Origin of the sequence: Citrobacter portucalensis, from assembly GCF_002042885.1 — a bacterium.
GTDB lineage: Bacteria > Pseudomonadota > Gammaproteobacteria > Enterobacterales > Enterobacteriaceae > Citrobacter > Citrobacter portucalensis.
In genome coordinates, this window is record NZ_MVFY01000011.1 from 155831 (window position 1) to 170203 (window position 14373).

Sequence of the window (14373 nt, forward strand, 5' to 3'; positions counted from 1 at the left end):
ATTGATCAGACCGCGGCCAGCATGCCGCCGTCCACAAACAGAAGATGCCCATTCACAAAGTCAGAAGCGGGCGCGGCAAGATAAACCGCCGCGCCGATCAGCTCCTCCGGGTTACCCCAGCGAGCGGCGGGCGTGCGCTGGAACAGCCAGGCGGAGAATGCTTCATCGTTGACCAGCGCGGTGGTCATGTCGGTGGCGAAATAGCCGGGAGCAATGCCATTGACCTGAATATTGTATTCCGCCAGTTCCACGCACATGCCACGGGTTAACATTTTGACCGCGCCTTTTGACGCCGCGTATGGAGTAATGGTTTTACGACCTAATTCGCTTTGCATTGAGCAGATATTAATAATCTTCCCGCGGCGGCGTTGCACCATGTAGCGGGAAACCTGCTGCGACACCAGAAAGACCGATTTCTGGTTTACATCAATCACTTTGTCCCATTCAGCCTCCGGGAATTCGGTGAAGGGAAAACGACGCTGAATTCCGGCGTTGTTAATTAAAATATCAATGGCCCCAACTTCCTTTTCGATTTGCGCGATGGCGCGCGCAACCTCTTCCCCGTTGGTGACATCAAATCCATAGCCAACGGCGCGATAGCCTTCGGTCACCAGTTTGTCCGCCGCCGCCTGAGCGCGCTGCTGGGTAATATCGTTAATCACAATCTCAGCACCGTGCGCCGCCAGACCGTTGGCCAGCAGGTTACCAATGCCCTGAGCGGAACCGGTAATCAGCGCGCGTTTACCGGTCAGGTCGAATAGGTTCTTCATAAAAAACTCCTTTTTTAAAAACTGTTACGCGTAACTGTATACGCGTAACAGTAGAAAAAAGAAGATCCAGGAAGAGGAAAATGATCGTTATGTGATCAACATTGCATTTACGTGCAAGATGAAAAAAAGAGGGATTGGCCTGATAAGCGTAACGCGATCAGGCCGTAAGGACAGGTTGCCGGATGGCGGCGTAAACGCTTTATCCGGCCTACAAAAACGACAAAAGCGAATACGAAATGTCGCCCGGTCGAGCACAGCAACGCCGGGACTGCACCGGACTAAACATCCTTCACCCGCCCGGTCATCCACAGCGTCACCACCGAAATCACCGCAATTACCCAATAGACAGCATAGTGACCGTAGCTTTGCGCAACTGCCCCCTGAATCACCCCTGCCAGAATGACTCCCGTTGAAATACTGTTGGTAAATAATGTGGTCGCTGATCCCGCACGTCCGGGCATCAGATCCTGAAACCACAGCATGCCTATCCCGGCGATAATACCGATAAATACCGCGTTAAACAGTTGCAGCACCAGCAGCGCCGTACGGCTGTGAAAGAAGATCAAACCAAGATAAAACAGCACGCCTGCCGCGACGGCCGCGATCATCATTCGCCGTTTGCCAAAGCGCTTCACGTAATAGCCCGCAAGAATCATCGCCGGAATTTCCAGTCCAGCCGCCGTCCCCATTAGAATCCCGGCCAGCTTGTCCGGCAAGCCCAGTTCGAGGCTTATCCACAGCGGCATATCGATGATGTACATGGTGTTGCAGGTCCACATCAGCGTGGAGGCAATAAACAACATGCGTACATTTTTGTCCTGCCAACCGCCGGTCTGTTCCAGCGGCACGTCTACAGGCTGCTCCACCCGAGCAACTGACGGCAGTATCAGCGCAATCAGCACCAGGCTAATGGCAAAAATCCCTGCGGCAATGGAAAACATCGCCGTAAAGCCGTAATTCAGCGCCAGCATAAAAGCCAGCGGTGGGCCAATTACCCAGGCCAATGAAAGCTGCGCACGCATCACCGAGCTAAACATCACCACTTCACGCGCGGAGTTATCAGCATATTCCCGCGCCAGCGCAAACAGCTGCGGCATGGCGGTGTTCGCCAGCGAGGCCAGCAGCACACCGCAGGTGATCAGCGTAAGATAGTGACGATTAAAGGCAAACAGCAACGCATTGCCAATTGCCATCAGGCAGCAGAACATGATCAACTTACGTCGATCGCCCTGGCTGTCGGATCGTTTCGCGAGGCCAAGGCTGACGACGATCCCGACAATCGCATTGACGGTGTAAAACAGCCCGACCCAAAATGGCTGTGCCCCGACTTCACGGCTCAGGAACAGACTCAGCGTGGGTGCCTGCAATGCCCCCGCCACGCCCATCATAAAAGCGACCAGCATAAATGCCGCGTAAACACCGTTGAGGCGCCGTCCCATGGTCATAATCCAGAGCATATCTTTCCTTTTAAGCGCAGCTGAAACGAAAAAAGCCAGCAGATGATACCTGCTGGCGCGGCGATTAACACCAATACTCAGTCACACATGATGTCTGCAATTTCCAATTCAGGAGTCAGATGTCATCTCCCACTGCATCAGCTCTTCGAGCATCTTTAAGCGCTGCGGGGCACTCAGGCAAGCCAACCAGGACGATTTTTCTGTCGCGGTAAAGTACTTCAACCAGAACTGACGCATAGATGACCCCTTCGTTGTCTCATCGCTTCATCGGAATCTATTATTGGCTTAATATAGGGATTATAAAATTGCTGAGTTTTCCGCAGGAGTTCCCCTTTTATGTCTTCTGGTCGTTTGCAACAACAGTTCATCCGTCTGTGGCAATGCTGTGACGGCAAGACGCAAGAAACGACGCTCAACGAGCTGGCGGATCTGCTGAGCTGCTCGCGCCGCCATATGCGTACGCTGCTTAATACCATGCAGGATCGTGGCTGGTTAACGTGGGAAGCTGAAGTTGGACGAGGCAAACGCTCGCAACTGACATTCCTCTATACTGGGCTGGCGCTCCAGCAGCAGCGCGCGGAAGATCTACTGGAACAGGATCGCATCGATCAACTAGTGCAGCTTGTCGGTGACAAAACGGCCGTCCGGCAAATGCTGGTCTCCCACTTGGGCCGCAGCTTTCGCCAGGGTCGGCATATCATGCGCGTTCTCTATTATCGCCCGATGCACAACCTGCTCCCCGGTACGGCATTACGCCGCTCCGAAACCCATATCGCCCGCCAAATTTTCAGTGCCTTAATTCGGGTAAATGAGGAAAATGGGGAACTGGAAGCGGACATTGCCCATCACTGGCAGCAAATTTCACCTTTGCATTGGCGATTCTTCCTGCGCCCGGGGATCCATTTTCATCATGGCCGCGAGCTGGAAATGGAAGATGTTATCGCCTCGCTGAGGCGCATTAACGCCCTACCACTGTACTCACACATCACGCAGATCGTCTCTCCCACGGCCTGGACGCTGGATATCCATCTGGCCCAGCCAGATCGCTGGCTTCCCTGGCTATTGGGGCAGGTCCCCGCCATGATCCTGCCGCGAGAATGGGAAACGCTAAACAACTTTTCCAGCCACCCGATTGGTACCGGTCCGTATGCGGTAATGCGCAATACCAATAACCAACTGAAAATTCATGCATTTGATGATTACTTTGGCTACCGGGCGCTGATTGACGAAGTTAACGTTTGGGTATTACCCGACATCGGAGAAGAGCCTGGCGGCGGGTTGACGCTAAAAGGTCCAACAGAGGATGAAAAGGCGATCGAAAGCCGCCTCGAAGAAGGTTGCTACTACCTGTTGTTTGATGCGCGTAGCCACCGTGGCGCGAACCAGGAGGTTCGCGAGTGGGCAAGCCGCGTTCTCTCGCCAACGAATTTAATCTGCCACGCCGATGAACAGTACCAGCGGTTGTGGTTTCCCGCCTACGGTTTGCTTCCCCGCTGGCATCACGCCAAACCTGGCCATGGAGAAAAACCCGCCGGGCTGGAAACGCTGACGATCACCTACTATCGCGATCATATCGAACACCGGATTATCGCGCAGATCATGAAAACGTTGCTGGCGCAGCATCAGGTACAGTTGAATATTCAGGAGATCGACTACGATCAATGGCATGCAGGTGAAATCGTCAGCGATATCTGGCTCAACAGCGCCAACTTTACCCTCCCGCTGGACTTCTCACTGTTCGCACATTTGTGCGAAGTCCCTTTGCTGCAAAACTGTATCTCGCGGGACTGGGAAAACGATGCGGCTCGCTGGCGAACGGGCGAAATGAGCCTGGCAGCATGGTGCCAACAGTTGCTCGCCACAAAGGCCATTGTGCCATTAATCCACCACTGGCTGATCATTCAGGGACAGCGCAGTATGCGCGGGCTGCGCATGAATACCCTCGGCTGGTTTGATTTTAAATCGGCGTGGTTTGCGCCGCCGGATCCATAAGAGCCAGCTCTTAATTGCTGCCCGGCAACAAAATCACTACACTAACGCCGTTCTCAACGGGGTGCTAAATAAAAAACATACACAAGATCATTCGATCTGTGTATGGGCTGAGAGATACCCGTCGAACCTGATCCGGATAATGCCGGCGAAGGGATTTGAGGCTTATCTCAAGTCCTTTGCCACCCAACTATTGAGGTGCAAAGTGTTTAAAAAATGTCTTCCGCTTTTACTGCTGTGCGCAGCGCCTGCTTTCGCTAAACCTGTACTGACCGTCTATACCTACGACTCGTTCGCAGCTGACTGGGGCCCGGGCCCGACAATCAAAAAAGCCTTTGAAGCTGACTGCAACTGCGAGCTAAAGCTGGTGGCGCTGGAAGATGGCGTCTCGCTGCTTAACCGCTTGCGCATGGAAGGAAAAAACAGCAAAGCCGACGTCGTGCTGGGTCTGGATAACAACCTTCTGGAAGCCGCCACACAAACCAAACTGTTTGCCAAAAGCGGTGTAGCAAACGACGCCGTTAACGTACCCGGCGGCTGGAAAAATGACACCTTTGTTCCGTTTGATTACGGCTACTTCGCCTTCGTTTATGATAAAAACAAGCTGAAGAATCCGCCCAAAAGCCTGAAAGAACTGGTAGAGAGCGACCAAAAATGGCGCGTCATTTATCAGGATCCGCGTACCAGCACGCCGGGATTGGGTCTGCTGCTATGGATGCAGAAAGTCTATGGCGATAAAGCGCCAGAGGCGTGGCAGAAGCTGGCGGCAAAAACCGTCACCGTCACCAAGGGCTGGAGCGAAGCCTACGGCCTGTTCCTGAAAGGTGAAAGCGATCTGGTGCTCAGCTACACCACCTCTCCGGCCTATCACATCATCGCCGATAAAAAAGACAACTACGCCGCAGCCGACTTTAGCGAAGGCCATTATTTGCAGGTGGAAGTCGCCGCCCGTACCGCGGCCAGCAAGCAGCCGGAACTGGCCGAGAAATTCCTGAAGTTTATGGTATCCCCGGCATTCCAGAATGCGATTCCGACCGGCAACTGGATGTATCCCGTGACGCAAGTCGCCCTACCGCCAGGATTCGAGCAACTGAATAAACCGGCCACCGCGCTGGAATTTACGCCGCAGCAGGTTGCGGCCCAGCGTCAGGCATGGATTAGCGAATGGCAACGCGCCGTCAGCCGTTAATCCCCGGCTGGCTGGTTCCAGGGCTTACCGCCGCCACGCTGATGGTGGCCGTTGCCCTGGCCGCATTTTTGGCACTGTGGTTTAACGCCCCGCAGGGAGAATGGCTCTCGCTGTGGCAAGACGACTACCTGTGGCACGTGGTGCGCTTTTCTTTCTGGCAGGCTTTTTTATCCGCTGTGCTGTCGGTTGTCCCGGCGATTTTCCTTGCCAGAGCGCTCTATCGTCGCCGTTTTCCAGGACGTCTGGCGCTGCTGCGCCTGTGCGCGATGACGTTAATCCTGCCAGTGCTGGTCGCGGTATTCGGTATTCTTAGCGTCTACGGCCACCAGGGTTGGCTGGCCTCGCTCTGGCATACATTCGGGCTGGAGTGGACGTTTTCGCCATACGGTTTGCAGGGCATTCTGCTGGCGCATGTCTTTTTCAATCTGCCGATGGCCAGCCGCCTGCTGTTACAGTCGCTGGAGAATATTCCCGGCGAACAGCGGCAGTTAGCCGCTCAGTTGGGTATGCGTGGCTGGCATTTCTTCCGTTTTGTTGAATGGCCGTGGCTGCGTCGTCAGATCCTGCCCGTCGCGGCACTCATCTTTATGCTGTGCTTCGCCAGCTTCGCCACCGTTCTGTCGCTTGGCGGCGGGCCACAGGCCACCACCATCGAGCTGGCTATCTATCAGGCGCTGAATTTTGATTACGATCCTGCCCGCGCAGCCATGCTGGCGTTGATCCAGATGGTTTGTTGTTTGGCGCTGGTGCTCCTCAGCCAACGTCTGAGCCGGGCGATTGCTCCCGGTGCTACCCTGTTACAAGGCTGGCGCGATCCCGACGATCGCCTGCACAGCCGACTGGCTGACGCAATCCTGATTATTCTTGCCCTGTTGCTGTTACTGCCGCCGTTGCTGGCGGTGATTGTCGATGGCTTAAACCGCCATGTTCTGGATGTACTGATGCAGCCAGTGCTGTGGCAGGCGCTGGGAACCTCGCTGCGCATCGCATTAGCAGCAGGAGCGTTATGCGTGATACTCACCATGATGCTGTTATGGAGCAGTCGTGAACTGCGCGCCCGACAGCAGGTGCTGGCAGGCCAGATGCTGGAGCTTAGCGGCATGATGATCCTCGCCATGCCGGGTATCGTGTTAGCTACCGGCTTCTTTCTGCTGCTCAATAACACCATTGGTCTTCCTGAATCTGCCGACGGCATTGTCATTTTTACCAATGCGCTGATGGCGATCCCTTACGCGCTGAAAGTGCTGGAAAACCCAATGCGTGACGTCACTGCGCGCTACAGTATGTTGTGCCAGTCGTTGGGCATTGAGGGATGGTCGCGCCTGAAAGTGGTTGAACTGCGCGCCCTGAAGCGCCCGCTGGCGCAGGCGATGGCGTTTGCCTGCGTCCTGTCGATTGGCGATTTTGGCGTAGTGGCGTTATTTGGTAATGAGGATTTCCGTACCCTGCCGTTTTATTTATATCAGCAGATTGGCTCTTATCGCAGTCAGGATGGCGCGGTTACGGCGTTATTACTGCTGATCCTGTGCTTTACGCTGTTTACCGTTATTGAGAAATTGCCGGGTCGAAATGTTAAAACTGATTGATATCACATGGCTGTATCACCATTTGCCTATGCGCTTTACGCTGTCGGTCACGCGCGGTGAGCAAATAGCTGTACTCGGGCCCAGCGGCGCCGGGAAAAGTACGCTGCTGAATCTGATTGCCGGCTTTCTCACGCCTGCCAGCGGTACCATGATGATTGACGGTGAAGATCACACCACCACGCCGCCCTCACGCCGTCCCGTTTCCATGTTGTTTCAGGAAAATAACCTGTTCAGCCATCTGAGCGTACAGCAAAACATCGGCCTGGGCCTGAATCCGGGATTGAAGCTGAACACATCGCAGCGGGAGAAAATGCACCACATCGCTCAACAAATGGGACTCGACTCTCTGCTGGAACGCCTCCCCGGCGAACTTTCCGGCGGGCAGCGACAGCGCGTGGCGCTGGCGCGTTGTCTGGTGCGGGAACAACCTATTTTACTGCTTGATGAACCGTTCTCAGCGCTCGATCCCGCGCTGCGCCAGGAGATGCTAACGCTGGTCGCCGAAGTCTGTCGCGAGAAGCAGCTAACGTTACTGATGGTTTCTCACAGCGTAGAAGATGCGGCGCGAATTGCGTCCCGCTCGATTGTGGTCGCCGATGGGCGCATCGCGTGGCAGGGCAAAACGGACGATCTGTTAAGCGGCAACGCCAGCGCCTCGGCGCTATTGGGCATTAAAGCATAATGCGTTGCCGGATGACGGCGTGAACGCCTTATCCGGCCCGCAGGTCGCACATTTTGTAGGCCGGATAAGGCGAAGCCGCCATCCGGCAAAGGTATCGTCAGTAACCTACAACCTTACGCAGAATGTCGATATACACCGGCATCAGCGGATGGCGCAGTAACGCCACCAGCGCGACCACGCCGATCCCGAGCGTTAACGGCGCCAGATACAGCAAACGGCTGCGGGGGAAATACGCCGTTAAGCGATCAACAGCCGCTTTGCCACTACGCCATAGCCGCCAGCAAAACCAGCCGCCCACCCAGAGCAACACCGCCGTCGCCAGCAGCAACCATTTAAAATCCCCGCTCTGCATATCAGAAGGGATATCAATTGCCGCTCCCGCCAGGATCCCCGGCAGGAAGTAGAACGGTGGCCACAGCACGCAGCCAATAATATTCGGGACGATAAATTTAGCGACAGGCAGATCCAGCATGCCTGCTACCATCGGCACCAGCGGGCGCGTCGGTCCGACAAAACGCCCCACCAGAATAGTAAACATGCTGTGCTGATGCAGGGCGTGCTCGGTTTTATCCAGCAACGCTTTGTTCTTTTTCATGAACGACCAACGGTGCAATGGCTTTTTAAAGCGCCAGCCCAACCAGAAGGAGATCCAGTCCCCCAACAGGCAGCCGACAATGCCCGCAAGCCAGGCATGCCAGAAGTTCAGTTCGCCGCTGCCAATCAGCGCGCCCAACCCCGCCATCATCACGGTCCCGGGCAGAATCAGACCAACCAGCGCCAGCGACTCCAAAAAAGCCACCAGAAGTACGGCGATCAGAGAGTACAGGGCGGACTGGAGAATAAAGTGTTCCAGCAATGCTTGCATAATGTGTCCGTCAAATTTACGAAGCAGGGATTTTGATAACCCCTCTCAACTTCGTCAAGCCATCAATTGTCTGAATAGATTGCGAGTTATGACAACTTTCAGGATACATCATTCACTTTTTATTCACATCCAGCGCGAAACTCGCTCGGACTGGCACCGGTACATTTTTTGAAAACACGAGAGAAATAGAGCTGGTCGTCAAAACCAACATTGCGACCTACGGTGGCGATAGGCATACGTGTGGTACTCAGCAGTAGCTTCGCCTGGCTGATGCGCTGGTCCTCGCGCCAGCTTAATACGCTGATCCCCAACTGCTGACGGAACAGATGCGACAAACGGGAAGGCGACAGGCAGACGTGCTGCGCGACGCTGGCGATATCAAAATTGCTGTCCGCCAGGTGATCGCTGATGTACTGGCAGGCATCGCGGACGCGGTTGTCCATGGGCGGGTGTAGCGATTCATTGATGGCTTCCATACGTCGGAGCAACAACTGCTCCAGTAAATTAATCGCCAGCAGTTCGGAATAACGACCTTCTCCCTGCCCGGCGTTAATTATTTGCCCAAACAGCTCGTTAAAATGCGGCTGATGTGCTTCATCCGGGCGGAAAAAACCGGTCTGGCCAAAAATAGCCGGCCAGGTCAGCCACTCCTGCCAGTAGGCGCGCGGACGAAAGTAAACCCACTGGTGATACCACTCGCTGGCATCAGGATGGCGCCCGTAGTGGTGAATTTCTCCAGGTGGAAACAACAGAATATCGCCAGGCCGGCAGACAAACTGCTTGCCCTGATTATTGATAACCCCTTCGCCACGGATGGTGAGATTGAGGATATAACCCTTCATACCCAGCGGCCTGTCGATAAAAAAATCCAGGTATCCGTTCGCCTCAATGGGGGTTAATCCGGCCACCAAATGCGCGTTAAACGAATAACCAGGCAACAGGGGATCGTTTTGCGTTTCAGCCATAATTTCAATACTCCCTACGTCCTGCCAAGAAACAATTTGTCCATATTACGCCAGACATCATCGCTGTCGCCCCTGCGGGCCGCTGTATTTGCGGCAATGGACCACCAACCCCGCTTGTGAAAAGCTCTTTGTAAAAAACATGTACTACGCCAACGTCAAAATCGGCTAACAAAAGTGTCTATAACTACGGCAGAAATGTCCACATTGATTATTTGCACAGCGTCACACTTTGTGATGCCACAGCATTTTAGTCCATAAGATTAGCGGATCCTGCCTGACGGTTTTTATCGCTACTCACTACTGTTTATCCATACCCGTATTTTTGGATGGAGTAAGACGATGGCGATTGCAATTGGCCTCGATTTTGGTAGTGATTCAGTACGCGCTTTGGCGGTGGAATGTGCCACCGGCGAAGAGATCGCCACCAGCGTTGAGTGGTACCCACGTTGGCAGGAAGGGCAGTATTGCGATGGCCCAAACAACCAGTTTCGCCATCATCCGCGCGACTACATTGAATCCATGGAAGCGGCGCTGAAAACCGTACTGGCCGAACTGAGCGCTGAGCAGCGCGCGGAAGTGGTCGGTATTGGCGTTGATAGTACCGGCTCAACCCCGGCCCCCATTGATGCAGACGGTAATGTACTGGCGCTGCGTCCGGAGTTCGCGGAAAACCCGAATGCGATGTTTGTCCTGTGGAAAGATCACACCTCAGTAGAAGAAGCCGAAGAAATCACCCGCCTGTGCCACACACCGGGCAAGATCGATTACTCCCGCTATATCGGCGGCATTTATTCCAGCGAATGGTTCTGGGCCAAAATCCTGCATGTCACTCGTCAGGACCACGCAGTTGCCGAGGCTGCGGTTTCGTGGATTGAGCTATGCGACTGGGTTCCGGCCCTGCTCTCCAACACCGTACGCCCACAGGATATTCGTCGCGGTCGCTGCAGCGCCGGGCATAAATCTCTGTGGCATGAAAGCTGGGGTGGTCTGCCGCCAGCCAGTTTCTTTGACGAACTCGACCCCATCCTCAACCGCCATCTGCAATACCCAATGTTTACCGATACCTTCACCGCGGATCTGCCGGTTGGCACCCTGTGCACCGAGTGGGCACAGCGCCTGGGACTACCGGAAAGTGTGGTGATTGCAGGCGGTGCTTTTGACTGCCATATGGGCGCGGTCGGCGCAGGTGCACAGCCTAACACGCTAGTGAAAGTCATCGGCACGTCAACCTGCGACATTCTGATTGCCGACAAGCAAAGCGTTGGCGAGCGTGCGGTGAAAGGCATTTGCGGCCAGGTTGATGGCAGCGTGGTGCCTAATTTTATTGGCCTCGAAGCTGGTCAGTCTGCATTCGGCGATATCTATGCCTGGTTTAGCCGCGTGCTGAGCTGGCCGCTGGAACAGCTTGCCGCACAGCATCCGGAACTGCAGACCCAGATTAAAGCCAGTCAAAAACAGCTGCTGCCTGCACTCACCGAAGCATGGGCGAAAAATCCATCACTGGAGCATCTGCCGGTCGTGCTCGACTGGTTCAACGGTCGCCGTACGCCCAATGCCAACCAGCGTTTGAAAGGGGTGATTACCGATCTGAACCTGGCAACCGACGCGCCAGCACTGTTCGGTGGCCTGATTGCCGCCACCGCCTTTGGCGCGCGCGCCATTATGGAATGCTTCACCGAACAAGGCATTGCGGTTAACAACGTGATGGCGCTTGGCGGTATCGCGCGCAAGAACCCGGTCATCATGCAGGCCTGCTGTGACGTGCTGAACCGTCCGCTACAGATTGTCGCTTCAGACCAGTGCTGCGCACTCGGTGCGGCTATCTTCGCCGCCGTTGCCGCGAAAGTACACGCCGATATCCCTGCCGCTCAACAGCAGATGGCAAGCGCCGTGGAAAACACGCTGCAACCTCGCCCAGAGCAGGCTCAACGTTTTGAACAGCTTTACCGCCGCTATCAGCAATGGGCGATAAGCGCTGAACAGCAATACCTTCCGACTGCCGCTCCGGCGCAACAAGCCCCGGTAGACCTGGCAACCCTGACACATTAAGGACACGACAATGACGATTTTTGATAACTATGAAGTGTGGTTTGTGATTGGTAGCCAGCATCTGTATGGCCCTGAAACCCTGCGTCAGGTAACCCAACATGCCGAGCACGTCGTTAACACACTGAATACTGAAGCCAAACTGCCCTGCAAGCTGGTATTAAAACCGCTGGGCACTTCCCCTGACGAGATTACCGCTATCTGTCGTGACGCGAACTACGACGATCGCTGTGCAGGGATGGTGGTCTGGCTGCATACCTTCTCCCCGGCCAAAATGTGGATTAACGGTCTGACTATCCTCAACAAGCCGCTGATGCAGTTCCACACCCAGTTCAATGCCGCACTGCCGTGGGACAGCATTGATATGGACTTTATGAACCTGAACCAGACTGCGCACGGCGGTCGTGAGTTCGGCTTCATCGGCGCGCGTATGCGTCAGCAGCATGCCGTGGTCACCGGTCACTGGCAGGATAAACAAGCGCACGAACGCATTGGCTCCTGGATGCGCCAGGCCGTGTCCAAACAAGATACCCGCCACCTGAAAGTCTGCCGTTTTGGCGACAACATGCGTGAAGTTGCGGTCACCGATGGCGATAAAGTCGCTGCGCAGATCAAGTTCGGCTTCTCGGTAAACACCTGGGCCGTGGGCGATCTGGTGCAGGTAGTGAACGCAATTAGCGACGGTGAAATCAACGCGCTAATCGATGAGTACGAAAGCACCTATACCATGACGGCGGCGACGCAAGTCCACGGTGAAAAACGTCAGAATGTCCTGGAAGCGGCCCGTATTGAACTGGGGATGAAGCGCTTCCTGGAACAGGGCGGATTCCACGCCTTCACCACCACATTTGAAGATTTACACGGCCTGAAACAGCTCCCTGGTCTGGCCGTACAGCGTCTGATGCAGCAAGGCTACGGTTTTGCGGGCGAAGGCGACTGGAAAACCGCCGCTCTGCTTCGCATCATGAAGGTGATGTCAACCGGTCTGCAGGGCGGCACCTCATTTATGGAGGATTACACCTACCACTTCGAGAAAGGCAACGATCTGGTGCTCGGCTCGCACATGCTGGAAGTGTGCCCGTCCATCGCGGTGGAAGAGAAACCGATCCTCGACGTACAGCACCTCGGCATTGGTGGTAAAGACGATCCTGCCCGTCTGATCTTCAACACCAAAACCGGCCCGGCAGTGGTTGCCAGCCTGATCGATCTCGGCGATCGCTATCGCCTGCTGGTTAACTGCATCGACACGGTACAAACGCCGCACTCCCTGCCAAAACTGCCTGTCGCTAACGCGCTGTGGAAAGCTCAACCGGATCTGCCAACCGCTTCTGAAGCCTGGATCCTGGCCGGTGGCGCGCACCACACTGTGTTCAGCCACGCGCTGGATCTGAACGATATGCGCCAGTTCGCTGAAATGCATGATATCGAGATCGCGGTGATCGATAACGATACCCGCCTGCCGGCCTTTAAGGACGCGCTGCGCTGGAACGAAGTGTATTACGGGTTCAAACGTTAATTGGCGAAACGAATTGCCCGGTGGCATTTCATTTACCGGGCCTACAAATCACCGTAGGCCGGATAAGCGAAGCGCCATCCGGCATTCAGGAGTTAACATGCTAGAAGATCTCAAACGTCAGGTACTGGAAGCCAATCTGGCGTTGCCTAAGCACAATCTGGTCACCCTGACCTGGGGGAACGTCAGCGCCGTCGATCGCGAGCGCGGCGTGTTTGTGATTAAACCTTCGGGAGTCGATTACAGCGTAATGACCGCCGACGATATGGTGGTAGTCAGTATCGCCACGGGTGAAGTTGTAGAAGGTACGAAGAAACCTTCCTCAGATACCCCAACACACCGTTTGCTGTATCAGGCGTTCCCGACCATTGGCGGCATTGTTCACACCCATTCGCGCCATGCAACCATCTGGGCACAGGCGGGTCAGTCGATTCCGGCAACGGGGACCACCCATGCGGACTATTTCTACGGTTCGATTCCCTGCACACGCAAAATGACCGACGAAGAAATCAACGGCGAATATGAATGGGAAACCGGTAACGTAATCGTTGAAACCTTTGAAAAACAAGGTATTGACGCCGCACAGATGCCTGGCGTGCTGGTGCACTCTCACGGTCCATTTGCCTGGGGAAAAAATGCCGAAGATGCGGTGCATAACGCCATCGTGCTGGAAGAAGTCGCCTATATGGGGATCTTCTGTCGCCAGCTCGCGCCGCAGTTACCGGATATGCAGCAAACCCTGCTAGATAAACACTACCTGCGCAAACACGGTGCAAAAGCGTATTACGGGCAGTAAAAAAATAAGCGCGCAGATAATCTACGCGCTCCTTTATAGTTATTCGCTATAATATTCGGCGAATGAACCTTGGTATACACAATCATTTGAACAGATATAATCAATTACATTATCATAGTGTCCATGAGCCTTATTTCCTTCCAGACAATGGAAAAAGACATAATCTGTAATGGTCGCCTGCCACTTCTGCCCGTTCAGCAGATAATTAATCACTGTATCTTTGTGCCCCTTACTTTTGTCATTACCCTGCCAGTGAAAAAAAGCGCTACCATTTTCAATAATTTCAGCATTCCACAACTTACCGTCCCATGTTTTATATAAAATATAGTTCTGATATTTAATGCCAAGCTGATGTTTGGAAAGAACGTTCATAAAAACTCCATTTTTTCAAAATTAATATCAAAAGGACAAAAAAATGCACAAGCCATCGAAAAAATAAAATTATATTCACAGAGAACTTCCCGACGAAATTGAATTAAAACTGCTTATTTAGAGCAATAACAATCCTATTTAAA

General features: G+C 54.2%; 13 protein-coding genes and 1 riboswitch. Of the genes, 7 read left to right on the forward strand and 6 right to left on the reverse strand.

The features are described 5' to 3' along the window. Positions 1–5: 5 nt before the first annotated feature. From idnO to sgrT, 3 genes are all read right to left on the reverse strand, one after another. Complete coding sequence (gene idnO, locus BZK40_RS17265) at positions 6–770, reverse strand: gluconate 5-dehydrogenase (protein WP_079935003.1); 765 nt, start codon at positions 768–770, stop codon at positions 6–8. A gap of 278 nt (positions 771–1048) precedes the next feature. Then, positions 1049–2227, reverse strand: a complete 1179-nt coding sequence (locus tag BZK40_RS17270) for a sugar efflux transporter (protein ID WP_003829576.1) — start codon at positions 2225–2227, stop codon at positions 1049–1051. Between the two features lie 108 nt (positions 2228–2335). Next, positions 2336–2464: a glucose uptake inhibitor SgrT gene (gene sgrT / locus BZK40_RS17275; protein ID WP_020996233.1), complete on the reverse strand. Its 129-nt coding sequence runs from the start codon at positions 2462–2464 to the stop codon at positions 2336–2338. Positions 2465–2563: 99 nt separating this feature from the next. On the opposite strand from sgrT, the gene sgrR reads away from it, so the two are divergent. The 4 genes from sgrR (at position 2564) to thiQ (ending at position 7673) form a co-directional block, all read left to right on the forward strand. Next, entirely contained in the window at positions 2564–4219 is a 1656-nt protein-coding gene (gene sgrR / locus BZK40_RS17280; RefSeq protein WP_079935004.1) for an HTH-type transcriptional regulator SgrR, read from the forward strand. A gap of 47 nt (positions 4220–4266) precedes the next feature. Then, positions 4267–4391: riboswitch (TPP riboswitch) on the forward strand. A gap of 30 nt (positions 4392–4421) precedes the next feature. Beyond that, positions 4422–5405 (forward strand): thiamine ABC transporter substrate binding subunit, encoded by a 984-nt coding sequence (gene thiB, locus BZK40_RS17285; RefSeq protein WP_008786184.1) that lies wholly within the window; start codon positions 4422–4424, stop codon positions 5403–5405. Beyond that, the gene (thiP, locus tag BZK40_RS17290; RefSeq protein ID WP_079935005.1) at positions 5381–6991 is read left to right on the forward strand and encodes a thiamine/thiamine pyrophosphate ABC transporter permease ThiP; all 1611 of its coding nucleotides are present in this window, start codon (positions 5381–5383) and stop codon (positions 6989–6991) included. Before thiB ends, thiP begins: the two co-directional genes overlap by 25 nt. Continuing rightward, entirely contained in the window at positions 6975–7673 is a 699-nt protein-coding gene (gene thiQ, locus BZK40_RS17295) for a thiamine ABC transporter ATP-binding protein ThiQ (RefSeq protein WP_032942352.1), read from the forward strand. The genes thiP and thiQ overlap by 17 nt, the downstream gene beginning before the upstream one ends. A 97-nt stretch (positions 7674–7770) precedes the next feature. Here thiQ and BZK40_RS17300 read toward each other — a convergent pair whose 3' ends face one another. Together BZK40_RS17300 and araC are read right to left on the reverse strand one after the other, a co-directional pair. After that, the gene (locus tag BZK40_RS17300; protein WP_003829584.1) at positions 7771–8538 is read right to left on the reverse strand and encodes a DedA family protein; all 768 of its coding nucleotides are present in this window, start codon (positions 8536–8538) and stop codon (positions 7771–7773) included. A 119-nt stretch (positions 8539–8657) separates the two neighbouring features. Beyond that, on the reverse strand, positions 8658–9503 hold the full coding sequence (gene araC / locus BZK40_RS17305) for an arabinose operon transcriptional regulator AraC (protein ID WP_003829586.1): 846 nt from the start codon (positions 9501–9503) through the stop codon (positions 8658–8660). A gap of 339 nt (positions 9504–9842) precedes the next feature. Between araC and araB the strand changes: the two genes are divergently transcribed. The 3 genes from araB to araD all read left to right on the forward strand — a co-directional run bounded on the left by araB (position 9843) and on the right by araD (position 13858). Beyond that, positions 9843–11552, forward strand: coding sequence for a ribulokinase (araB, locus tag BZK40_RS17310; protein ID WP_079935006.1), 1710 nt, complete (start codon positions 9843–9845; stop codon positions 11550–11552). A 10-nt stretch (positions 11553–11562) separates the two neighbouring features. Then, positions 11563–13065 carry an L-arabinose isomerase gene (gene araA / locus BZK40_RS17315; protein WP_079935007.1) on the forward strand — a complete coding sequence of 501 codons (1503 nt, stop codon included), beginning with the start codon at positions 11563–11565 and terminating at the stop codon, positions 13063–13065. Between the two features lie 97 nt (positions 13066–13162). Next, on the forward strand, positions 13163–13858 hold the full coding sequence (gene araD, locus BZK40_RS17320; protein ID WP_048214955.1) for an L-ribulose-5-phosphate 4-epimerase: 696 nt from the start codon (positions 13163–13165) through the stop codon (positions 13856–13858). Positions 13859–13897: 39 nt separating this feature from the next. On the opposite strand, the gene BZK40_RS17325 is transcribed toward araD, so the two are convergent. Beyond that, complete coding sequence (locus tag BZK40_RS17325; RefSeq protein WP_079935008.1) at positions 13898–14230, reverse strand: DUF4751 family protein; 333 nt, start codon at positions 14228–14230, stop codon at positions 13898–13900. Positions 14231–14373 lie beyond the last annotated feature (143 nt).

Bases quoted from the DNA above. Each gene is read 5' to 3' on its own strand.
- idnO (WP_079935003.1), bottom strand. From the start codon at position 770: ATGAAGAACCTATTCGACCTGACCGGTAAACGCGCGCTGATTACCGGT.
- BZK40_RS17270 (WP_003829576.1), bottom strand. From the start codon at position 2,227: ATGCTCTGGATTATGACCATGGGACGGCGCCTCAACGGTGTTTACGCG.
- sgrT (WP_020996233.1), bottom strand. From the start codon at position 2,464: ATGCGTCAGTTCTGGTTGAAGTACTTTACCGCGACAGAAAAATCGTCC.
- sgrR (WP_079935004.1), top strand. From the start codon at position 2,564: ATGTCTTCTGGTCGTTTGCAACAACAGTTCATCCGTCTGTGGCAATGC.
- thiP (WP_079935005.1), top strand. From the start codon at position 5,381: ATGGCAACGCGCCGTCAGCCGTTAATCCCCGGCTGGCTGGTTCCAGGG.
- thiQ (WP_032942352.1), top strand. From the start codon at position 6,975: ATGTTAAAACTGATTGATATCACATGGCTGTATCACCATTTGCCTATG.
- BZK40_RS17300 (WP_003829584.1), bottom strand. From the start codon at position 8,538: ATGCAAGCATTGCTGGAACACTTTATTCTCCAGTCCGCCCTGTACTCT.
- araC (WP_003829586.1), bottom strand. From the start codon at position 9,503: ATGGCTGAAACGCAAAACGATCCCCTGTTGCCTGGTTATTCGTTTAAC.
- araB (WP_079935006.1), top strand. From the start codon at position 9,843: ATGGCGATTGCAATTGGCCTCGATTTTGGTAGTGATTCAGTACGCGCT.
- araA (WP_079935007.1), top strand. From the start codon at position 11,563: ATGACGATTTTTGATAACTATGAAGTGTGGTTTGTGATTGGTAGCCAG.
- araD (WP_048214955.1), top strand. From the start codon at position 13,163: ATGCTAGAAGATCTCAAACGTCAGGTACTGGAAGCCAATCTGGCGTTG.
- BZK40_RS17325 (WP_079935008.1), bottom strand. From the start codon at position 14,230: ATGAACGTTCTTTCCAAACATCAGCTTGGCATTAAATATCAGAACTAT.